The organism is Hansschlegelia zhihuaiae (assembly GCF_004103825.1).
GTDB lineage: Bacteria > Pseudomonadota > Alphaproteobacteria > Rhizobiales > Methylopilaceae > Methylopila > Methylopila zhihuaiae.
In genome coordinates, this window is the sequence record NZ_RYFI01000005.1 from 67,526 (window position 1) to 87,405 (window position 19,880).

21 protein-coding genes and 1 pseudogene are annotated in these 19,880 nt (G+C 69.6%); 15 read left to right on the forward strand and 7 right to left on the reverse strand.

Annotated elements, in window-relative coordinates; translation table 11 throughout:
• Positions 1 to 155 precede the first annotated feature (155 nt).
• From EK403_RS06925 to EK403_RS06940, 4 genes are all read left to right on the forward strand, one after another.
• A complete protein-coding gene (locus EK403_RS06925; RefSeq protein ID WP_245479554.1) occupies positions 156 to 584 on the forward strand; it encodes a plastocyanin/azurin family copper-binding protein in 429 nt (142 codons plus the stop codon).
• A gap of 96 nt (positions 585 to 680) precedes the next feature.
• Positions 681 to 1,949, forward strand: coding sequence for a phosphoribosylamine--glycine ligase (purD, locus tag EK403_RS06930; RefSeq protein WP_128776774.1), 1,269 nt, complete (start codon positions 681 to 683; stop codon positions 1,947 to 1,949).
• 123 nt (positions 1,950 to 2,072) lie between these two features.
• Positions 2,073 to 2,345: a helix-turn-helix domain-containing protein gene (locus EK403_RS06935; RefSeq protein WP_128776775.1), complete on the forward strand. Its 273-nt coding sequence runs from the start codon at positions 2,073 to 2,075 to the stop codon at positions 2,343 to 2,345.
• A gap of 49 nt (positions 2,346 to 2,394) precedes the next feature.
• Positions 2,395 to 4,113: a SulP family inorganic anion transporter gene (locus EK403_RS06940; protein WP_128776776.1), complete on the forward strand. Its 1,719-nt coding sequence runs from the start codon at positions 2,395 to 2,397 to the stop codon at positions 4,111 to 4,113.
• A gap of 1 nt (position 4,114) precedes the next feature.
• Here the strand turns inward: EK403_RS06940 and EK403_RS06945 are convergent, their stop codons facing one another.
• From EK403_RS06945 to EK403_RS06955, 3 genes are all read right to left on the reverse strand, one after another.
• Entirely contained in the window at positions 4,115 to 4,663 is a 549-nt protein-coding gene (locus tag EK403_RS06945; RefSeq protein ID WP_128776777.1) for a formaldehyde-activating enzyme, read from the reverse strand.
• A gap of 46 nt (positions 4,664 to 4,709) precedes the next feature.
• Entirely contained in the window at positions 4,710 to 5,582 is an 873-nt protein-coding gene (locus EK403_RS06950) for a TIGR01459 family HAD-type hydrolase (protein WP_128776778.1), read from the reverse strand.
• Between the two features lie 74 nt (positions 5,583 to 5,656).
• The gene (locus EK403_RS06955) at positions 5,657 to 7,069 is read right to left on the reverse strand and encodes an EAL domain-containing protein (RefSeq protein ID WP_128776779.1); all 1,413 of its coding nucleotides are present in this window, start codon (positions 7,067 to 7,069) and stop codon (positions 5,657 to 5,659) included.
• A gap of 331 nt (positions 7,070 to 7,400) precedes the next feature.
• On the opposite strand from EK403_RS06955, the gene EK403_RS06960 reads away from it, so the two are divergent.
• From EK403_RS06960 to EK403_RS06975, 4 genes are all read left to right on the forward strand, one after another.
• Positions 7,401 to 8,816 carry a sigma-54-dependent transcriptional regulator gene (locus EK403_RS06960; protein WP_128776780.1) on the forward strand — a complete coding sequence of 472 codons (1,416 nt, stop codon included), beginning with the start codon at positions 7,401 to 7,403 and terminating at the stop codon, positions 8,814 to 8,816.
• Between the two features lie 71 nt (positions 8,817 to 8,887).
• Positions 8,888 to 10,018 carry a TIGR03364 family FAD-dependent oxidoreductase gene (locus EK403_RS06965; protein WP_128776781.1) on the forward strand — a complete coding sequence of 377 codons (1,131 nt, stop codon included), beginning with the start codon at positions 8,888 to 8,890 and terminating at the stop codon, positions 10,016 to 10,018.
• Between the two features lie 155 nt (positions 10,019 to 10,173).
• The gene (locus tag EK403_RS06970) at positions 10,174 to 11,529 is read left to right on the forward strand and encodes a DUF1800 domain-containing protein (protein WP_128776782.1); all 1,356 of its coding nucleotides are present in this window, start codon (positions 10,174 to 10,176) and stop codon (positions 11,527 to 11,529) included.
• Positions 11,530 to 11,531: 2 nt separating this feature from the next.
• Positions 11,532 to 12,905 (forward strand): DUF1501 domain-containing protein, encoded by a 1,374-nt coding sequence (locus tag EK403_RS06975; RefSeq protein ID WP_128776783.1) that lies wholly within the window; start codon positions 11,532 to 11,534, stop codon positions 12,903 to 12,905.
• A gap of 49 nt (positions 12,906 to 12,954) precedes the next feature.
• Here the strand turns inward: EK403_RS06975 and EK403_RS06980 are convergent, their stop codons facing one another.
• Positions 12,955 to 14,076, reverse strand: a complete 1,122-nt coding sequence (locus tag EK403_RS06980) for an alpha/beta hydrolase (RefSeq protein ID WP_164919525.1) — start codon at positions 14,074 to 14,076, stop codon at positions 12,955 to 12,957.
• Between the two features lie 310 nt (positions 14,077 to 14,386).
• On the opposite strand from EK403_RS06980, the gene EK403_RS06985 reads away from it, so the two are divergent.
• From EK403_RS06985 to arsH, 5 genes are read left to right on the forward strand one after another with little or no spacing between them, the layout of a single operon-like run.
• Positions 14,387 to 14,797 (forward strand): ArsR/SmtB family transcription factor, encoded by a 411-nt coding sequence (locus EK403_RS06985; protein WP_128776785.1) that lies wholly within the window; start codon positions 14,387 to 14,389, stop codon positions 14,795 to 14,797.
• Positions 14,787 to 15,299: an arsenate reductase ArsC gene (locus EK403_RS06990; RefSeq protein WP_128776786.1), complete on the forward strand. Its 513-nt coding sequence runs from the start codon at positions 14,787 to 14,789 to the stop codon at positions 15,297 to 15,299. Before EK403_RS06985 ends, EK403_RS06990 begins: the two co-directional genes overlap by 11 nt.
• 12 nt (positions 15,300 to 15,311) lie before the next feature.
• Complete coding sequence (gene arsB, locus EK403_RS06995; RefSeq protein ID WP_128776787.1) at positions 15,312 to 16,367, forward strand: ACR3 family arsenite efflux transporter; 1,056 nt, start codon at positions 15,312 to 15,314, stop codon at positions 16,365 to 16,367.
• Between the two features lie 10 nt (positions 16,368 to 16,377).
• On the forward strand, positions 16,378 to 16,791 hold the full coding sequence (gene arsC, locus EK403_RS07000) for an arsenate reductase (glutaredoxin) (RefSeq protein ID WP_128776788.1): 414 nt from the start codon (positions 16,378 to 16,380) through the stop codon (positions 16,789 to 16,791).
• A complete protein-coding gene (arsH, locus tag EK403_RS07005) occupies positions 16,788 to 17,498 on the forward strand; it encodes an arsenical resistance protein ArsH (RefSeq protein ID WP_128776789.1) in 711 nt (236 codons plus the stop codon). Before arsC ends, arsH begins: the two co-directional genes overlap by 4 nt.
• Positions 17,499 to 17,534: 36 nt before the next feature.
• Here arsH and EK403_RS07010 read toward each other — a convergent pair whose 3' ends face one another.
• Positions 17,535 to 18,149 (reverse strand): FMN-dependent NADH-azoreductase, encoded by a 615-nt coding sequence (locus tag EK403_RS07010; protein ID WP_128776790.1) that lies wholly within the window; start codon positions 18,147 to 18,149, stop codon positions 17,535 to 17,537.
• Positions 18,150 to 18,224: 75 nt separating this feature from the next.
• Between EK403_RS07010 and EK403_RS07015 the strand changes: the two genes are divergently transcribed.
• Entirely contained in the window at positions 18,225 to 18,620 is a 396-nt protein-coding gene (locus EK403_RS07015; RefSeq protein ID WP_128776791.1) for a winged helix-turn-helix transcriptional regulator, read from the forward strand.
• 32 nt (positions 18,621 to 18,652) lie between these two features.
• Here EK403_RS07015 and EK403_RS07020 read toward each other — a convergent pair whose 3' ends face one another.
• Positions 18,653 to 18,871, reverse strand: coding sequence for a hypothetical protein (locus tag EK403_RS07020; protein WP_128776792.1), 219 nt, complete (start codon positions 18,869 to 18,871; stop codon positions 18,653 to 18,655).
• Positions 18,872 to 18,910: 39 nt separating this feature from the next.
• On the opposite strand from EK403_RS07020, the pseudogene EK403_RS23000 reads away from it, so the two are divergent.
• Positions 18,911 to 19,413, forward strand: a pseudogene (locus EK403_RS23000) (alpha/beta fold hydrolase); the annotation flags it as partial.
• 73 nt (positions 19,414 to 19,486) lie between these two features.
• On the opposite strand, the gene EK403_RS07030 reads toward EK403_RS23000, so the two are convergent.
• On the reverse strand, positions 19,487 to 19,873 hold the full coding sequence (locus tag EK403_RS07030) for a hypothetical protein (RefSeq protein WP_128776793.1): 387 nt from the start codon (positions 19,871 to 19,873) through the stop codon (positions 19,487 to 19,489).
• Between the last annotated feature and the right edge of the window lie 7 nt (positions 19,874 to 19,880).

Sequence of the window (19,880 nt, forward strand, 5' to 3'; positions counted from 1 at the left end):
GCGGCGCGGCTAGGTCGCGCCTGATCCGCCGATGCGGAGATGACCGTCGGACCGGCGGTTCGCGCCCGCCCGCCCGTAGGCGGCTGGTGGCCGCGGATGGTCGCTCCGGCTGCGGCGCCGCCAAAGCGGCGCCGGTTCACAGAGGAGACGCCGCCTTGCCGCCCTTCCCGCCGACCAAGTCTTTCGTTCTCGACCGTCGTCGGGCCTTTGCGGTCCTCGGGGGAGGGCTCGCGGCCGTCGCGCTGCCCCTCACCGCCGCGCAGGCCGCCGATCCGATCGAGATTTTACCGGACGCCAAGGCCGCGACGGGAGAGATCACGGACATCGAGATCGACTCAATGGCGTTCAAGACGCCCCAAGTCACGATCAAGTCCGGCCAAGTGGTGCGCTGGACCAACAAGGAAGCGGGCATGGCCCACAATATCCACTTCCGCAACGGGCCGGCGAAGACCGTCAAGGGCGCAATGGGCCCCATGCTGAACGCTGGCGACGCCTACGCCGTGAAGTTCATCGAGCCCGGCGTCTACAACTACATCTGCACGCCTCATTCGGCGGTGATGAAAGGCAAAGTCACCGTCGAGTGACCCGAGAGCGCGGCGCCGCGGCCCCCACGCTTTCGCAGGCCGCCATGGCCCGCTAGAACGTCGCCGGACCATCGTTCCCGAGATCCGGCGGCGCTCATGAAGGTTCTTCTCCTCGGCTCAGGCGGCCGCGAGCACGCGCTCGCGGCCTCGCTCGCCAAAAGCCCCCTGCTCACGCGCCTCATCGCCGCTCCGGGAAACCCGGGAATCGCCCGTCACGCCGAGTGCATGCCGGTCGCGGTCGACGACCTCGACGGGATCGTGCGCCTCGCGACGGAACAAGCCGTCGACCTCGTGGTTGTCGGCCCCGAGGCGCCGCTGGTTGCGGGCGTCGTGGATCGGCTCGCCGAAGCCGGGATCAAGGCTTTTGGGCCGAGCGCCGCCGCCGCCCGGCTCGAGGGCTCCAAGGCCTTCACCAAGGAACTCTGCGAGAAACACGGGATCCCGACCGCGGCCTTCCGCCGGTGCCGCTCGGCCGAGGACGCGCGCGCGGCCGTGAAATCCTTCGGCGCGCCCGTCGTGGTCAAGGCTGACGGCCTCGCGGCCGGCAAGGGCGTCACGGTGGCCGAGACCCTCGAGCAGGCCTACGCCGCGGTCGACGCGATCTTCGCGGGCGACGGCGGCGAGGCCGTGGTCGAGGAGTTCATGGCCGGCGAGGAGGCCAGCCTGTTCGCGCTGGTCGACGGCCGGACCGCCGTCATTCTCGGCGACGCGCAGGACCACAAGCGCGCCTTCGACGGCGACAAGGGTCCGAACACCGGCGGCATGGGGGCCTATTCGCCCGCGCCGGTGCTGAGCCCCGCGCTGATCGACGAAGCGATGGAGAGCATCGTGCGCCCGACCGTCATGGCGATGGCGGAGGATGGCGCGCCCTTCATCGGCTTCCTCTACGCCGGACTGATGATCGGTCCCGACGGCCCAAGGCTCGTCGAATACAATGTCCGCTTCGGCGACCCGGAAGCCGAGGTCGTGCTGCCGCGGCTCAAGGACGACCTCCTGGAGTTGTTGCTCGCCGCGGTAGAGGGACGCCTGAAGGGCGTCCAGCCGAAGTTCCGTCGCGAGACCGCACTGACCGTCGTGATGGCGACCAGGGGCTACCCGGGCGCCTATCGGACCGGCTCTGAGATCCGCGGCGTCGAGAAGGCCGAAGCCCGCAGCGGCGTCACCGTGTTCCATGCGGGCACTAAGCAGGACGGTGACCGCCTGCTCGCCAATGGCGGCCGCGTGCTCGCCGTGACCGCCCTCGGCGCCGACGCCTCGGAGGCGCAGATGAACGCCTATTCGGCCGTCGACCTCATTAAATGGCCGGAAGGCTTCTGCCGCCGCGACATCGGCTGGCGCGCAGCCGCGGCGTCCGAAGAGGGGTGAGGCTCTTCCTCGGACGGTCGGTCCCGGACGCCTTCACCACAGCGGACGACGAAAGTTATTTGCCGCACTCTTGATGTTTTGAACATCAGTTGCGATGTTTTTAGCCTGACCTCAGGGAAGTCGATGATCAACGCTGCGCAGATGCGGGCCGCCCGGGCCCTTCTCGGGATCGACCAGCGTCAGCTCGCGGAGATGGCCGGCGTGTCGCTGCCCACCATCCAGCGGATGGAGGCGAGCGAAGGCAATGTGCGGGGCGTCGTCGACACGCTGACGAAGGTGGTCGAAGCGCTCGACGCCGCCGGCGTCGAGCTCATCGGCGACAATTCTCCGAGCTACGGCGCGGGACGCGGCGTGCGTCTCAAGGCCCCGAAAGGCGCGGCCGGCGGACCCGGCTGAAGGACGACAGCGACGCCGGCGCGTCGCGCGAGAGAAAGACCGGACCGCGATGGCCGCGCATGTTCGTGAGCCGAGCTTCCTAGAGCTCTACACGCCGAAACTCGTCACGGTTCTGCGGGAGCGCTACGGACTCGCGGACTTCAAAGCGGACGCCGTCGCCGGCCTCACGGTCGCGATCGTCGCCCTGCCGCTGTCGATGGCGATCGCCATCGCGTCCGGGCTGTCGCCGGATCGCGGCCTCACCACCGCGATCGTCGGCGGTCTCCTGGTGTCGGCGCTGAGCGGAAGCCGTTTTCAGATCGGCGGCCCCGCAGGGGCCTTCATCGTGCTCGTCGCGGCGACCGTGCAGCAGCATGGCGTCGACGGCCTGATCCTCGCCACCATGCTGTCCGGCGTCATTCTGCTGGTCGCGGGGGCGACGGGGCTTGGGACCTTCATCAAATACATTCCCTATCCAGTCACGGTCGGCTTCACGGCCGGGATCGCGGTCATCATTCTGGCGAGCCAGATCAGGGAACTGCTGGGATTGACCCTCCCGGCGCCGGAACCGGGACCGCTGATCGCGAAGCTCGGCGCGTTGGCCGACGCTCTTCCGACGGTCAGCGGCCCGGCCGTCCTGATCGCCGGTCTGTCCGTCGGGATCATCGTTGCGGTTCGCCGCTATCGCCCGCATTGGCCCGGCCTCCTGATCGCCGTCGCGGCTGGCTCCCTGCTCGCCTGGGCGCTCGGCTCGCCGGTCGAGACCATCGGAACGCGCTTCGGCGGCATTCCGCACAGCCTGCCGGCCCCGCAGCTTCCGGAGATGTCGCCGCAGAAGATCCTGGCCGTCCTGCCGACCGCGTTCGCCTTCGCGCTGCTCGGCGGCATCGAGAGCCTGCTCTCGGCCGTGGTCGCGGACAGCATGACGGGGCGCCGCCACCGTTCCAATTCGGAACTCGTCGGCCAGGGCGTCGCGAATGTGGCCTCCGCGATGTTCGGCGGCTTCTGCGTCACCGGAACCATCGCGCGGACGGCCACCAATGTGCGCGCCGGCGCGAGGGGCCCGATCTCCGGCATGCTGCACGCGGTCTTCCTGTTCCTGTTCATGGCGCTCGCCGCGCCGCTCGCAAGCTACGTCCCGCTCGCCGCGCTTGCGGCCGTGCTGGCGGTGGTCGCGTGGAACATGGTGGAGAAGAACGAGATCGTGACGCTGCTCCGCGCTTCGCGCGGCGACGCCGCGGTGCTGTTCGCGACCTTCCTGCTGGTCGTGTTCCGCGATCTGACGGAGGGGATCCTGATCGGGTTCGCGATGGGAGCGCTGCTGTTCCTCCACCGGATGGCCAAGGCGGTGGAGGTCGTTAATGTGGGCGCCATCGCGGAAGACGACGCCCCCGACGCGACGGAGAATGGCGGGAGCCGGTACGACGCCGCAATGGCGAGCGATCCGGACGTCGTCGTCTACCGCATCTCCGGCGCGTTCTTCTTCGGCGCGGCCGCGAGCGTCGCCGCCGCGCTCGATCGCATCGGCGAGCATCCGAAGGCCTATGTGATCGACCTCTCGGGCGTGCCGCTGCTCGACTCGACCGCCGCCGTGAGCATCGAAGGTTTCGTCCGAAAAGCGCGACGCCGGGAGGCCGCGGTCGTGCTGTCCGGCGCGCAGCCTGCGATCCGGCGCCTGCTGTTCGCGCACGGCGTCCGGCCGCCCCAGGTGACGTTCCGAAGCAAGCTGCCGGAGGCCGTCGCCGCCGCGCACGCCGCTCTTGCCGTGCGCCCGGATGAGGCCGCCTAGTCTAGACCTTCCCGTCGAGACCCATCTGGTAATATTTGTGCGTGATCTTGTCCTGGTTCTCGAGCAGCCAGTCGATGGTCGGCTCGGACGCCATGGCCTTGCGGATCGCCTCGCACATGCCCTTGCGGTGGATCTCGAACAGGATCTTGTGATCGAGGTCCTTGACGTCGACGATGGTGGGCGCAAGCCAGACCGAGCAGATCACGCCGAGATCGTTGGCCTTCTCCTTCGGGATGTAGCCGGCGCGGACCGCGTCCAGCACGCCGTTGGCGATCGCGAACTGCACCGTGCCCATCAGGATGTTGGTGTAGCGCGGGTTGTCGACCGTCACCTTCGAGACGCAGAGCGTCACGGGCCGCACCATGACGTCGGTGTTGAGCAGCGCGAAGACGCGGGTGTGGCCCTGCACCTGATCGCCGGTCAGCGTCGCGATCGCCGTCCCGACCGGGCCGTCGAGCTCGCCGATCACGACTTCGGGCTCGGCCGCGGTCCCCGGAGGGCCGCCGGCGACCAGCGCCTCTCCGGCGCGCAGCACGATGCGGTTGCTCATTGTCGGACCTTTCCTTGGGTTCTGGCGTGGCGACGGCCGACCGCCGTCACCAGACGAGCCTGGGCATGACGGCGACCGGCTGGTAGCCGTGCTCGGCGAACAGCGCCGCGAGCTTTTCGGGATCCGGAGCGCCCGGGCCGAGCTCCTCGGCATGGATTCCGTCGGCGACGAAGACGCAGTCGAGGCCGGCGGCCGTCGCGCCCGCGAGATCAGTGCGCACGGCGTCGCCGATCGCCACCGCGCGCGAACGATGGACGTCGCGGCCGAGGATGTCGCCCGCGAGCCGGAGCGCGGCCTCGTAGACCGCCGGATAGGGCTTTCCGGCCCAAAGCACCTCGCCGCCCATCTCCTCGTAGCGGTCGGCGATCGCGCCCGCGCACCAGAGCTGAGTCGCGCCGACCATCACCACGAGGTCGGGATTGGCGCAGATCAGCGCGAGCCCACGACGCTTCAGCTCGGCGAGGCGGTCCGCATAATCGTCGGGGTTTTCATTGGCGTCGTCCACGAGGCCCGTCACCACGGCGATCGGGGCCTCCTCCAGCGCGACCAGCCTCAGCCGCTCGTCGCCGAGCAGCGGCAGGTCGCGCTTCGGGCCGATGTGGTGGACGTCCGTCAGGCCGCGATCCGCCAGCATGCGGCGCGAGACGTCGCCCGAGGTGATGACCGCGTCCCAGGCCGAGCGCGGCACGCCCTTCTCGTCGAGATTGCCGACCACCCATTCGGAGGCGCGCGGCGCGTTCGACACGAGGACCACTGCGCCGCCCGCCGCCCGGAAGCGCGTCAGCGCGTCGGCGGCGTCGAGATGCGCCGTCACGCCGTCATGCAGCACGCCCCAAACGTCGCACAGCACGACCTCGTAGCCATGGGCGAGCGGCGCGAAACGCGCGAAGGCGGGCGAGGCGTCGGAGATCGCGGACATGGGGGCTTCGGCTAAGCGGGGCGCCGTCCGGCGTCAAGGCGAAGCGCAGGACCTTTCGCCGCGCGGGGCGGTCCTCAGCGCGCCCCGACGCTGCGCGGCACGAGCCTCGGCTGTTGCGCGGCAGCCCGGTGCTCGGCCCGCGGTTCCTGGGCGGAGGCCGGCCGCGCCGGCCGCGGCGCGCCGAACAGCAGCCCTTGGCCGAAGCGCACCTCCATGTCGAGCAGCTCCGGCACGGTCCGCTCGCCCTCGACATGCGTCGCGATGAGCTCGACGCCGTGGCGGGAGAACAGGCTCGCGAGATCGGCGGGATGGATCGTCGCGCCCTTGGCGGCGTCGGGATCGAGCAGCCTTGTGGCCGGCGTCTTCACGAAGCGGACGCCGCGCCGGGCGAGCTCGCGCGGCTCGAGCGTCAGGTTCTCGGCCTTGTCCAGCGACAGCCGGACGCCGGTCGCTGTGAGCCCCTCGAGCGCCGGAGCCTCCTCGACTCCGAGGCCCTCGAACGACGCTTGCGGGATCTCCAGGATGATGAGCCGCCTCAGCTCCGCCTGCTTCTCGAACAAGCCCGAGATGGCGGCGAGGGCGGACGCATCGCGCAGCGTCTCCGGAGCAATGTTGCAGAACACGGCGCCGCCGCCGCGCGCCGAGAGCCGAAGCGCGATCGCGGCCGAGCGCTCGATCACGCGACGGTCGATCTCGCCGATCCGGCCATGGGCGATCGCCGCCGGCAGGAACGCCTCGGCGGGCAGCAGGCCGTCCTGTTCGACGAGCCGCGCGAAAGCTTCGTAATGCGCCGTCCGGCGGTTCGGAAGGGTGACGACGGGCTGGAGATGCGCCTCGATCCGGTCGTCGGCGAGCGCCCGGTCGATGCGCCGGAGGAGGTCGGAGGCGTCCGCTTCGGCGCCGGGCGCCTCGTCCTCAAGGTCGAAAGGCTCCGGCGGGGTGATCTTCGCCTCGATGCGGCGCGGCGCGGCGACGGGCTTCGGCTCAGGCGCGGAAGCTTCCGGCTCGGGCTGCGGCGCCGGCCTGGGTTTGGCCTTGGGCGCAGGCGCGGGCTCCGCTCTTGCGATCGCCTCCCGCTCGACCTTCGCCAAAGCGAGCCGCGTGATCGCGACGTCGTGGGCGGCGACCTCCTTGGCGACCGTCGTCACCAGCGCGCCAAGCGCCGCGATCTCGTCGACCAGCGGACGGGTCGCGGCCCGCGCGCGCTCCCCCGCGGCGCCGTCGAGGCCCGACACCCGGAGCTCGAGCGTCTCCAGCCGGTTCTGCAGGTCGGTGACGACGCGGTCGATGTCGTCGAGCCGCCCGTCGTCCTTCGGCGCCGCGCGCAGGAAGGCGAGATGCGTGACAGCCATGCCGGCGAGCGACGCGAAGCCGACCAGCACGGAGCCCGCAAGGTCGAGCCCCAGCCCCTGCCCCGCCACCACGGACACGCAACCCGCCGTCACCGCCATGGCGGCGGCGACGAAGAGCGCGGCGGGCTTCGACATTCGGGCGTCCATTCGAGATCAGCCAGGACATTTTGGCCGATTCGCCACGCCCCTCCTAATCTCTCGGCGCAGATCGCATGTGCTCAATATGAAATGTGGCTCACCTGCCGAGACGACGGCGTGAGACGTCTTCCGTTCGACATGTGCGGGCCGCGAGAGCGGCGCGATCGCTCCGACGACGCGCTGTCGCCTCCGCGCTGGTGGCCAGGGCGGGATGACGCTGCCTGAGCGTTCGAACACCTTTCATTTACCCTGTTGGGCGACCTTGGGCCTCGCGCCCAAGCCGAACCTCCGGCCGGCGCGCCCCCTAAGCGCCAAGGGTCGCCGCCTCATGCCGCAAGCGCTGACGACGGACGCCGGCCCGAGCCTGCGTCCCCGCACGCGGGTCGTCTTCGTCGAAGCCGACGCCGCCGCCGCGCGCGTCGCGACCTGCGCGGCCGCGACGGCGGGCGGCGAGATCGTGGCGTCGCTCGATCCCCGCAGCGCGGCCGTCGGAGGAGCGACGCGCGACGCCGAGGTCGCGGTGATCGACCTTCCGGGCCGCGAGGCGCTTCCGCTGATCGATGCCTTCGTGGCCAGGGGCCTGCTGGTGATCGCGACCAGCGGCGCAGGCTCGGTCTCGCTCGCGGTCGAAGCCATGCGCCGCGGGGCCGCGGATTTCGTCCTCAAGCCCTACACTCCCGAGGCTCTTGCGCGCCGGCTCGAGCCGCGCTTCGCGGAGATCCAGGCCCGGACGCATGCTCGCGCGGCGCGGCCAGCCTCCATGCAGGTCGATCCGGGCGCGGATTTCGCGTCCTTCGTCGGCTCCTCGCCGGTCATGCGCGCGCTCTATGCGGAGATCGAGCGCATCGCGCCGTCGCGCGCGCCGGTCTTCGTCACCGGCGAAAGCGGCTCCGGCAAGGAACTCTGCGCCGAGGCGATCCATGCCTTGTCGGGCCGCGCGAAAAAGCCGTTCGTGGCGCTGAATTGCGGGGCGATACCCCGCGAGCTCATGGAGTCGGAGGTCTTCGGCCATGTCCGCGGGGCCTTCACCGGCGCCTCCGAAGACCGGGCCGGCGCCTTCGAGGCGGCCGAGGGCGGCACGCTGTTCCTCGACGAGATCGGCGAGATGGAGCTCGCCCTTCAGGCGAAGCTGCTGCGCGTGCTACAGACCGGCGAGTTCCGCCGCGTCGGCGAGCCGCGCGCGCGCCGCGCCGACGTCAGGATCGTGTGCGCCACACACCGCGACCCGCGCGCCGAGGTCGGGGCCGGACGATTCCGGCAGGACCTTTTCTATCGCCTCCACGTGCTGCCGATCCGGCTGCCGGCCTTGCGGGAGCGTCCGGGCGACGTCGCGCGGCTCGCCGAGGCGTTTCTGGTTCGGTTCGCGGCCGAAGAAGGCCGCGGATTCCGCGGCTTCGCGCCCGAGGCGACGGAGCGGCTCCTCGCCTATTCCTGGCCGGGCAATGTCCGCGAGCTTCAGAACGTCGTGCGCCGCGCGGTCGTGCTCGGCGAGGGCGAGGAGGTCACGCCCGACATGCTGCCGCTTGAGATCCTCGGAGGCCCTCCGGCGAGGCCGCTCGGCGACCTTCCCTCGGAAGGCGGGATCTCGATCGAGCCGTTCTGGATCACGGAGCGGCGCGTCATCGAGAACGCGGTCGCGGCCTTCGGAGGCAACACCGCGAGGGCGGCGGCGGCGCTCGAGATCAGCCCCTCGACGATCTACCGCAAGCGCGAGCGGTGGGCGGAGCTCGACGGCGAGGCCTGATCGCCAGCGGCCTTGACGCCGCGCCGCGGATGACGTCAGCGTCCGCTCCCTTGCCAAGCCAAGGGAACGAAATGGCCGAAAGCTACGATCTCGCGGTGGTGGGCGCCGGCGTCGTCGGGCTCGCCCATGCGCTCGCCGCCGCCCGGAGCGGCCGGCGCGTCGTGGTCATCGAGCGCGACCCGCGCGCCAACGGCGCCTCCATCCGCATGACCGGGCTCGTCACCGTGGCCGGGCATGCGTCGGGCGCGATGTGGCGCCGGGCGAGACGCTCGCGCGAGATCTGGGCCGACGTGTGCGCGCAGGCCGGCGTCCGGATCGAGCATGAGGGGCTCGCCATCGTGGCGCGGCGGCCCGAGGCCGCAATCGCGCTCGACGCCTTCGCGGCGAGCGAGGCCGGCGAAGGCTGCTCGTTCTACCAACCGGACGACGCGCACGCGCTCTTCCCGCAGTTCAAGGGCGACATCGCTGGCGTGTTCTGGAGCCCGGACGAGTTGCGCGTCGAAGCCAAGTCGGCGCTCGCGAAGATCGCCGCGTGGCTCGAAGACGCGCACGACGTCGCCTTCAAATGGGAGACGGCGGTGTCGGGCGTCGCCGACGGCGAAGTCACGACCTCGCGCGGCCCCGTCTCGGCCGCCGCGACCGTGGTGTGCGCCGGCGACGATTTCCGCACTCTGTTCGCCGACCGGCTCACGGGCGCCGGCCTCACCAAGGCGAAGTCCTCGATGCTCCGGGTCAGGGTGGAGGACGGGTACGAGCTGCCAGGCGCAGTCGCGAGCGACCTCACGATCCTGAGGCTGCCGGGCTTCGAGGAGCTCGACGGCGTCGAGGCGCTGCGCGCGCGGCTCGAACAGGAGCAGCCGGAGCATCTCCGGCATGGCGTGGCGCTGCTCGTGGCGCAGTCCTCCGACGGGTCGCTCGTGGTTTCCGGGAGCCGCGAGCTCAGCGCCTGTCCGGACCCGTTCGAGACCCAGGTCGTCGAAGACCTGATCCTGGAGGAATTCGCGGCGGTGCTCGGCCGCAAGCCGAAGCAGGTCGTGTCGCGCTGGGCCGGAGCCTACGCCTATTCGACGGAGCGGCCGGTGGTGACGGACGCGCCCTCCGACCGGGTGCGGGTCGTGGTGGCGGCCTCCCCGGCCGGCGCAAGCTCCGCCTTCGCGGTCGCCGAGGAGACCATCGCCGGCCTGTTCGGCAAGGGCGGCTGAACCGGCCGTCCCCGCCGGAACCTGTGCGGACCGGCAATTTTTAGAAGACCTCTTCAGGCTCCGTCAGCAATCTTGCGGCAGGCTCGTTCGCGAGCCGGCGCCCGCCGGAACGATTCCGCTCGCGCCGCCGAAGCCGCCTCTCCGGAGCCGAAGTCGTGTCATTGAGCCCCGCCGAGGCGACCCGAGCCAGGATCGCGCTTCAGCGCTTCGGACTGGGTCCCAAGCCGGGCGTGCTGGAGCGCATCGGCGTGGATCCGGCCGCCGCCCTTAAAGCCGAGCTCGACGAACCGGGCGTTGCATTGATCGACGATCCGGAGCTGCCGACCCGCAAGGCCGCGGCGCGGCTCTCGCAGAAGAGCTTCGAGGCGGCCGAGACGATCCGCCTGCTCGAGCTCAAGGCGCGGCTCAAGAAGCACCTGCGCGCCGAGATCGGCTTCGTCGAACGGCTGGTGGTGTTCTGGTCGAACCATTTCTCGATGTCGATCAACAAGGACCAGACGATCCGCGGCACGATCGGCCAGCTCGAACGCGACGTCATCCGCAAACATGTCCTCGGCAAGTTCGCCGACATGCAGCGCGGCGTGATGCAGCACCCGGGCATGCTCCGCTACCTCGACAACGAGGAGTCGATGGGGCCGAAATCCGAGATCGGCATCGCCTGGGGCCGCGGCGTCAACGAGAACCTCGCCCGCGAACTGCTGGAGCTGCACACGCTCGGCGCCGGCGGCGGCTACAGCGAGACCGACGTCACCAGCATGGCGCTGCTCATCTCCGGCTGGTCCTATGTGCGCGGCTGGGAGGTCGGGCAGGACTGGGCCGACGTGCCGGACGGCATGTCCGGCCAGTTCTATTTCCGGCCGAAGTGGCACGAACCCGGCCCCATCGCCTTCATGGGCAAGACCTATCCGGCGGGCGGGATCGAGCAGGGCGAGCAGGCGCTGCTCGACATCTCGCGCAACCCCGCGACCGCCCAGCACATCGCCTTCAAGCTCGTCCGCCACTTCATCACCGACGAGCCGACGCCCGAGATGGTCGATCCGGTCGCCGCGGCGTTCCGCGACAGCGACGGCGACCTCAAGGCGACGACGCTGGCGCTGATCGCGCTGCCCGCGGCCTGGAGCGCGCCCTTCGCCAAGCTCCGGACCCCCTACGAGCTCGCGGTCGCGCAGTTCCGGGCGCTCGGGACCCTCTATGTGAGGGACAATATGTGGGCCTTCACCGAGCCGTTGCGCGCCATGAACAACCTGCCCTGGGAGCGCCCGGCGCCGGACGGCTATTCGGACGAGACCTACGCCTGGCTCGATCCCGACGGCATGACGATCCGGCTCGACACCGCGATGCTCGCGGTCGACGTCTTCGCCGAGGAGTTCTCCGGCAAGCCGCTCAATCTCGGGCGCGCGCTCTACGGCGCGGCGCTGTCGCGCGACACCGAATCCGCGCTGACCTGGCTCACCGAGAAGCGGATCGGCCTCACCGTCCTGTTCATGTCGCCCGAGTTCCAGCGGAGATAGGCATGTCGCGCCTGATCGCCTCAGCCGGCCTGTCCGGCGCCGTGCACGAGGCCGCGGCCGCCGGATGCGCGGAATCCCGGATGCTGCTGTCGCGCCGCGCGATGATGGGGGTGAGCGTCGGCCTGTTCTCGGCCGCCTTCATGCCGAAGATCGCGAGCGCCGCGAGCGCGGACCCCAGGCTCCTCGTCGTCGTGTTGCGGGGCGGCATGGACGGCATCAACGTCGTGATCCCGCACGGCGACAAGGCCTATTCGTCGATGCGCGGCGCGATCGCGATCCCGCGCTCCAAGACGCTGCCGCTCAACGATGATTTCTTCGGACTCAACACGGCTCTGCCGTTTTTCGGACGGCTGTTCCGCCGCAACCAGGCCGCCGCGGTCCACGCCGTCTGCACGCCGCTCAGAAACCGTTCGCATTTCGACGCTCAGGACAATCTGGAGAACGGCCTTCCGGGCCTCGCCTCCAATTCGACCGGCTGGCTCAACCGGCTGCTCACCGTCATGCCGAAGGGCGCGCCGATCCGCTCCAACGGCGCAATCCAGGTCGGCGAGGCGCCGCTGCTGCTGCGCGGCCCCGCCCCAGTTCTCGGCTGGTCTCCCACCTGGTTCTCGCACCCGCCGGCCCCGATCACCGACGCTGTCGTGACGCTGCTCCGGAAGCGCGACAAGGAGCTCTACGGCGCGCTCGCTGCGGGCATGAAGGCCGACGCGCTCGCCGAGAAGGTCTCGTCCGGCGAGAACGACAACGTCTCGACCTTCCGCAAGGCGTTCCGCGGGGCGGGCCGGCTGCTCTCGGCGAAGAACGGGCCGCGCATCGCCGTCATGTCGGTGTCGAATTTCGACACGCATTCGGGCCAGGGCTCGACCGACGGCTTCCTCTGGAACTCGCTTCACGAGCTCGACTCGGCGCTCCGGGAGTTCCACGACCATGCGGGCGACATCTGGCGCGACACCGTGATCGTGATGGCGACCGAGTTCGGCCGCACGGTCCGCATCAACGGCGACAACGGCACCGACCACGGCGTCGGCACGGTGGCGCTGCTCGCCGGGGGCGCGGTCGCGGGCGGCAAGGTGCTGGGCGACTGGCCGGGCCTTTCGAAGCGCGACCTGTTCGAGGACAGCGACCTTCGGGCGACCACGGATCTGCGGGCCGTGTTCAAGGGCGTGCTCGCCGACCATGTCGGCGTGCCGCTGACGATCCTCGACGAGACGATCTTCCCGGAATCCGCGTCCGTGAAGCCGATGGAAGGGCTGGTGCGCGGCGGAGGCGGCGGGTTCGTCGCCGCGACGTCGCCCGCCCGCGGCGGCGGCTCGTCGCGAGCGGCGCGACGCGCCGACACGCCGATCGGCCGCTATCGCGCCGCCTATCCGGCCTGAAGCCACAGGAGCCCCCGCGACGACGGAGGCTCCTGCCAAAGAGCCCGGCTCAGCGGACGTTCTGACCCGCCCACATCATCATGAAGGCGGCGATGTCCGCGCTGTTCTTCTCAAGCATCATCATGTGGCCGTTGCCGTTGATGCCGATCTTCTCCAGCCGGATGAAGTCGACCGGCACGCCGGCCTGCTCCAGATAGCGCGCGGTGCACTGGTCGTACTGCGCGTGATAGGACGCCTCGCCGGTGATGATGAGCGTCGGGATCTTCTGCAGATTGACGAGCTTGCGCGCCGGCCTCTTCTGCCGCTTGCACGGCAGCAGGTTCGGATTCGTGGCGGGCACTTCCTCGAACTGCAGCTCCGAGGGGTCGGAGACCACAGGCGTGTAGGTCAGCGGGGTGGTCGAGACGCCCCAGACCTTGCCGCCGTCGACGGGCGGGCCCGAGGGCTCGACCGCCAGGATCCCCTTCACCAGCTTCGGCCGGGCGTCGGCGATCGGCCAAGTGTACGCGCCCGACTGGGAGTGCGTCATGATGATGGCGGGCCCGATCCGATCGAGCAGGTCGGCGACGGCGGCGGTGGTCAGCGCCTCGCCATTGCCGGCGTTCTCCACCTGGGACGCGAAGAACTGGTCGAAGGCCTTGTCGCCCATCAGGCCCGTGCCGGGCCACTGGGTGTGCTTCTTGGCCTGCGGCCAGTTGCCCTCGAACTTCTCGGGCGCCGTGAAGCGCGACTGCGCCGCGCCGGTGTCGGAGCCGCTCAAGGGGCCGTTGGTCGCGGGGTGATAGGTCGAGCGGCCGCGCGCGGGCTGATCGACCACATAGACCGGATAGCCCTGGCGCACGAAGTTGAGCGCCCAGCCCTCGCGGCCGTCGGGCGTCGACAGGAAGTTCACGCCGGTCTGCCATGCGCCGTGGATCATGACGACGGGGAGCTTGCGGGTGTTGTTCTTGGGCAGGAAATATTCGACCTGGATCTGGCCGGTCATGATCTTGTTCGGCGAGCCTTCGGCCGCCGGCACATATTCGCCGCCGGCGTAGAGCACGCCGTATCGCACGGTCACCGGGTCGAGCTTCTTGCCCGGATCATCCTTGGCCGCCGCCGTCGCGAAGATCGCGGCGAAGGCCGCGGGCGCCGCGACCGCCGCCACGAGACATTTCCTGAGCCCTGTCATCGTTCCCTCCCGTTTCTTGTCTGCCGGCTCCGAAGCCGGACAAAAGAAGCGGAGGCTAGCGGCCGAAGGACAGGACGGTCTCGGCGCTGGGCGAACGGAACTATGCGCGCCACGCCGCTCGACGTTGGCTCCGCGGGGAGCGATCGTTAGGACTTGACCGGCGTGCGTCCAGAGCGTCCGCGGCATGGCGGCTTCGAGCGCCGCAGGTTCGAGCCGAGGCGGATCGCCATCGCCACGACACTCCAGCGCTAATGTATCGACATTCGCCGATCTATCGATATAATGTCAGAGACAGATGCGTGGAGGCGATATGCCAACCCCCGGTTCATCGTCGGAGAGCGATCGCGAGTCCGCGGCGCTGGAGGCGCTTTCGGCGCTCGGCCAGTCCACCCGGCTCCGCATCTTCCGGCATCTCGTGACGATGGCGCCCGAGCCCATCGCCGCTGGCGCGATCGCCGACGCCCTCGGCTGCCTCCAGAACACGCTATCGACGCATCTCGCGATCCTCGCCCGGGCGGGACTGATCACCGGCGTGCGCGACGGTCGTTTGATCCTCTACCGCGCCGATTTCGACGGCATGCGCGGGCTCCTGAACTACCTGCTCGAGGATTGCTGCAGGGGCCGCCCGGAGGTCTGCGCGCCTGTTCTGCAAACCCTTTCCGACCGCTGCGCATGTGAGACGGACGGCGCCCCGACCAAGGAGACCTGCGATGTCGCATGAGCGTCCCTACAATGTGTTGTTCCTGTGCACGGGCAATTCGGCGCGCTCGATCCTCGCCGAATGCGTGATGAACCGGGAAGGCCAGGGCCGTTTCAAGGCGTACTCGGCCGGAAGCCGCCCGCGAGGAGAGGTCAACCCGCTCGCGCTGGACCTCCTGAAGCGCACGAACTTCGACGTCTCCGGCCTGCGTTCAAAGTCCTGGAACGAGTTCGCGGCGCCGGGCGCGCCCGAGCTCGACTTCGTGTTCACGGTCTGCGACGACGCCGCTGGCGAGGAGTGCCCCTACTGGCCGGGGCAACCGATGTCGGCGCACTGGGGCGTGCCGGACCCGGCGGCCGTCGTCGGTTCCGACGCGGAGAAGGCGTTGGCCTTCGCCGACACGCTGCGGAAGCTCACGAACCGAATTTCGATCTTCGTCAATCTGCCCCTGAAGACCATCGACAAGCTCTCGCTGCAGCGCCGTCTCGACGAGATCGGCAAATCCCATCCGTCCGCGGCCTGACGAGCGCAGCCCATGTCCCTGTTTGAACGTTGGCTCACCCTCTGGGTGGCGCTGTGCATCGTCGTCGGCGTCGCGCTCGGCTACGCGGCGCCCGCCCTGTTCCAGGCGATCGGGGCGCTCGAAGCAGCGCGCGTGAACCTGCCCGTCGCGATCCTGATCTGGCTGATGGTCGTGCCGATGCTGGTGAAGGTCGACTTCGGCGCCCTGCGCGAGGTCGCCGCGCACTGGCGGGGCGTCTCCGTCACCCTTTTCGTCAATTGGGCGGTGAAGCCGTTCTCGATGGCGCTGCTCGGCTGGCTGTTCATCGGCTGGCTGTTCCGGCCGTGGCTCCCGGCCGACCAGATCGACAGCTATATCGCCGGGCTGATCCTGCTCGCCGCGGCCCCATGCACGGCCATGGTCTTCGTCTGGTCGAACCTGACCCGCGGCGACCCGCTGTTCACGCTGAGCCAGGTCGCCGTCAACGACGCGATCATGATCGTCGCCTTCGCGCCGATCGTCGGCCTGCTGCTCGGGCTCTCCTCGATCACCGTGCCTTGGGACACGCTGGTCCTGTCGGTCGCCCTTTATATCGTCGTCCCGGTGGTCGCGGCCCAGCTGCTGCGCGGGCGGACGCTGGCCTCCGGGGGCGGACCCGCTCTGGACCAATTGCTTACGCGCCTCCAGCCGCTCTCGCTCGTCGCGCTGCTCGCGACCCTCGTCCTGCTGTTCGCACTCCAAGGGGAGCAGATCGTGGCCCAGCCGCTCGTCATCGCCCTGCTGGCCGTCCCGATCCTGATCCAGGTCTATCTGAACGCGGGCCTCGCCTATCTATTGAACCGGGCGACCGGCGAGGCGCATTGCGTGGCGGGCCCGTCCGCACTGATCGGCGCCTCGAACTTCTTCGAGCTGGCCGTCGCGGCGGCGATCAGCCTGTTCGGCTTCAAGTCAGGCGCCGCGCTCGCGACAGTGGTCGGCGTGCTGATCGAGGTGCCGGTGATGCTGTCGGTCGTCTGGATCGTGAACCGGTCCAAGGGCTGGTACGAGGCCCGCGGCGTCCGCGCGGTTGCGCCCGACGCCCGATCCTGAGGAGGTTACGATGTCCGAGGCCGTCACCATCTGGCACAACCCCGCCTGCGGCACGTCGCGCAACACGCTGGCGATGATCCGCGCTGCCGGGTTCGAACCGACCGTCGTCGACTATCTGAAGACGCCGCCGAGCCGCGACGCGCTCTCCAGGGCGATCGCCGACGCAGGGCTCACGCCCCGCCAGGCGGCGCGCGAGAAAGGAACGCCCTTCGACGATCTCGGCTTGGCCGAGGCGGGCGACGACCGCATTCTGGACGCGATGGTCGAGCATCCGATTCTGATCAACCGCCCCTTCGTCTTCACCTCGCGCGGCGTGCGCCTGTGCCGCCCCTCCGAGGTCGTGCTGGAGATTCTCCCCGCCCCGCTGCCGGACGACTTCACCAAGGAGGACGGCGAGGTCGTGAAGGCCGGAGGGCCCGCTTGACCGATCTGCCGAACCTCGACGCAGCCTGCTTCCGTCAGATCGACCTTTCGCGGCTCCACGCGCCGCGCTCGACGCACGCGCCGCGCGTCCTGCTGCTCTACGGATCGCTTCGTCCGGTCTCCTACAGCCGCCTGCTGACCTTCGAGGCCGAGCGCCTGCTGAAGCGGCTCGGCTGCGAGACCCGCGTGTTCGACCCGTCGGGCCTGCCATTGCCCGACGACGGCCCCGTCGACCACCCGAAGGTCCGGGAGCTCCGCGAGCTGTCGCTGTGGTCGGAGGCGCAGGTCTGGACAAGCCCGGAGCGCCACGGCGCCATGACGGGCGTGATGAAATCCCAGATCGACTGGATCCCGCTCAGCATGGGCTCCGTCCGGCCGACGCAGGGGCGGACGCTCGCGGTCATGCAGGTCTCGGGCGGCTCGCAGTCGTTCAACGCCGTGAACCAGATGCGCATCCTCGGCCGCTGGATGCGGATGCTGACCATCCCGAACCAGTCATCGGTCGCCAAGGCCTTCCAGGAGTTCGACGAGGACGGCCGGATGAAGCCGTCCTCCTACTATGACCGGGTGGTCGACGTGATGGAGGAACTCGTGAAGTTCACGCTCCTCACCCGCGATGTCTCCGGCTACCTGACGGACCGCTACAGCGAACGGAAGGAGAGCGCCGCGGCGCTCGAGGCCCGGGTCGATCTCAAAAGGGCGGTCTGAGGCTGATCCCGCCTCCGCTTTTCGCAGGTCGCCCCGTCAGGCGGCCTTGAGGTGGGCCGCCTCGCCAAGCGCGACGTCGAGCGCCTTCTCGCGGAGGCCCGGCCCCGCAAGCACACCTTCGGCGATCAGGAATTCGACATTGGCGACGCCGACGAAGGCGAACACGGCCTTCAGATAGCTTTGCACATGCTCGAACGCCGCCATCGGCGTGTCGGAGCCGTAGAAGCCGCCGCGCGAGATCGCGATCACGACGCGCTTGTCGCCCGCGAGCCCGACTGGCCTGCCGTCGTCGCCATAGCCGAAGGTCTTTCCCGCGACCAGCACGCGGTCGATCCAGGCTTTGAGCTGGCTCGGGACAGCGAAATTGTACATCGGCGCCCCGATCACCACGATTTCGGCTTCGAGGAATTCCTGCAGAGCGCGGCCGCCCTCCTCGTTCTCCACCCTCACCTGCGCCGACGCCTCGGCGCCCGGCGCGAGGGCCGCGAGATGCGCGCCCGAGAGATGCGCGATCGGGGCCGTGGCGAGGTCGCGCCGGACGACCTCGACGCCCGGGATTTCCGCCTTCAGGCGCTCGACGGCGGCCGCCGACACGGTCCGGCTGACCGAATTCTCGCCAAGGATGCTGGCGTCGACATGGAGCAGTTTCATGATGGGCCTCGGTATGGTTTTGTGACCAAGGCTCTATAAGTTACTCTTAGATCGGCAGCGCAAGGAGGCACTTTTTTGGAACGGAGGCACACCGATGTGCCCAGCTTCGGCTATACGGGCGCGGAATCCCACGACTGCCGCCTGGTGAGCTCGGTGCTCGCGCGCGTCGGCGACAAATGGAGCGTGCTGGTGGTGATGTTCCTCGCCGACGGCTCGAAGCGCTTCAACGAGTTGAAGCGGCTGATCGGCGGCGTCTCGCAGCGGATGCTGACTCTCACCCTGCGCGGCCTCGAACGCGACGGGCTCGTCACCCGCACGGTCACGCCGACCATCCCGCCGCGCGTCGATTACGAGCTCACGGAGCTCGGCCGATCGCTGCAGAAGCACGCCGTCGCGCTGGCCGGCTGGGCGAACGAGAACCAGGCCGCGATCGAGAGCGCGCGCAGCCGCTTCGACGGAGAGAAGGGGTAAGGCGCGCTCGACAAGCCCAGATCGCTGCGCCCTCACGCGCTCAGCACGCCCTCGATGTAGATCGGCAGCTTGCGGATCCGTTTGCCTGTCGCGTGGCCCTGCGCCGCGAGCCGCGCGGCGTCCTCGAACGCCTGACGGTCCGCGCGCTTTCCGGCGAGCGCAGCCTCGCAGTCGCGCATCCGCCACGGCATCGTCCCCACGCCCCCGGCGGCGATGCGGGCCGACCGGATCACGCCGTCCTCGATCTCCAACCGACATGCTCGGCAGTCTTGTCATCGCGACGGCCCTGACACGGCAAGGGCGGGGTCGCCAAGGCCGTGCCGATCGGAGCGGTGCCGCCGATTATGGTCAAGACGCCCCGGAACCCTGGCGGCCTGCCGATCGAGGTGTTCGACGGCTTCCGGAGCCAGCTCGCCGCTAACCGGGCCGAATACTACCGGCAAGGCGCCGAACCCGTTCTACGGCTTCAATCGCGACGGCGCGTCGATCAACGAACCGCTCCGGGCGAACCGGTGGCGCCAGGGCATGATGGGCGGCGCGAAGGCGCAGTACGACTCCATCAAGGGCCATTTCGGAGACCGACCCACCGAGGACCTCAAGGCGCTCGACGTCCCCGTCCTCGTCATGCATGGCGACGACGACCAGATCGTTCCGATCGCGGCCCTCCGCGCTGCTCTCGTCCAAGCTGCTGAAGAACAGCGTGTTGAAGCTCTACAAGGGCTTTCCGCACGGCATGCGCACGACGCATGCCGAGATCATCAACGCGGACCTGCTGGCCTTCATCGAAAGCTGACGCCGCTCCGATCCGCCGGCAGGAGACCCTGCTCCCCAAGACCCCTAGCATCGTCCAAGCGCCGCTGATCACATCATTTGGTCGGCCGCTTGGATGAAGACCCTCGGCCCTTCTTCCGCGCCGCCGCGCCCGCCGATCCGGATGCCGCCCTGGACGCCGCCTTCGGCTCCGGCCGCCGGGGATCGCGAGGCGGCGTCGGCCCTTTGGCGTCCCACGCGATATCCCGCGCGAGGAGTTCGATCTCCGCCTTCTCGTCGGCGATCGCCGCGTCGTAGCGCTTGACCACCGCCTCCTTCTGCGCCTCGAGGACTTCCACGCGGGCCTTCAGCTCCTCCGTCCGCCGCTTGCGGATTTCGAGCGGCATGCCGATGGCGACGGCCGATTTGTCGGGCCTTGTCGTCGCCCCGGCGGCCGCCTTCAGCCACTCGCCTTGCTCGGCGAGTATCTTGTCGATGCTCATGATGCGC

Excerpts from the sequence above, each read along its gene's own strand:
- EK403_RS06960 (WP_128776780.1), top strand. The coding sequence starts at position 7,401 with ATGCCGCAAGCGCTGACGACGGACGCCGGCCCGAGCCTGCGTCCCCGC.
- EK403_RS06955 (WP_128776779.1), bottom strand. The coding sequence starts at position 7,069 with ATGTCGAAGCCCGCCGCGCTCTTCGTCGCCGCCGCCATGGCGGTGACG.
- EK403_RS06950 (WP_128776778.1), bottom strand. The coding sequence starts at position 5,582 with ATGTCCGCGATCTCCGACGCCTCGCCCGCCTTCGCGCGTTTCGCGCCG.
- EK403_RS06935 (WP_128776775.1), top strand. The coding sequence starts at position 2,073 with ATGATCAACGCTGCGCAGATGCGGGCCGCCCGGGCCCTTCTCGGGATC.
- EK403_RS06980 (WP_164919525.1), bottom strand. The coding sequence starts at position 14,076 with ATGACAGGGCTCAGGAAATGTCTCGTGGCGGCGGTCGCGGCGCCCGCG.
- EK403_RS07030 (WP_128776793.1), bottom strand. The coding sequence starts at position 19,873 with ATGAGCATCGACAAGATACTCGCCGAGCAAGGCGAGTGGCTGAAGGCG.
- EK403_RS06975 (WP_128776783.1), top strand. The coding sequence starts at position 11,532 with ATGTCGCGCCTGATCGCCTCAGCCGGCCTGTCCGGCGCCGTGCACGAG.
- EK403_RS06985 (WP_128776785.1), top strand. The coding sequence starts at position 14,387 with ATGCCAACCCCCGGTTCATCGTCGGAGAGCGATCGCGAGTCCGCGGCG.
- EK403_RS06990 (WP_128776786.1), top strand. The coding sequence starts at position 14,787 with ATGTCGCATGAGCGTCCCTACAATGTGTTGTTCCTGTGCACGGGCAAT.
- EK403_RS06940 (WP_128776776.1), top strand. The coding sequence starts at position 2,395 with ATGGCCGCGCATGTTCGTGAGCCGAGCTTCCTAGAGCTCTACACGCCG.
- EK403_RS07010 (WP_128776790.1), bottom strand. The coding sequence starts at position 18,149 with ATGAAACTGCTCCATGTCGACGCCAGCATCCTTGGCGAGAATTCGGTC.
- arsB (WP_128776787.1), top strand. The coding sequence starts at position 15,312 with ATGTCCCTGTTTGAACGTTGGCTCACCCTCTGGGTGGCGCTGTGCATC.
- EK403_RS06945 (WP_128776777.1), bottom strand. The coding sequence starts at position 4,663 with ATGAGCAACCGCATCGTGCTGCGCGCCGGAGAGGCGCTGGTCGCCGGC.
- EK403_RS06965 (WP_128776781.1), top strand. The coding sequence starts at position 8,888 with ATGGCCGAAAGCTACGATCTCGCGGTGGTGGGCGCCGGCGTCGTCGGG.
- purD (WP_128776774.1), top strand. The coding sequence starts at position 681 with ATGAAGGTTCTTCTCCTCGGCTCAGGCGGCCGCGAGCACGCGCTCGCG.
- arsC (WP_128776788.1), top strand. The coding sequence starts at position 16,378 with ATGTCCGAGGCCGTCACCATCTGGCACAACCCCGCCTGCGGCACGTCG.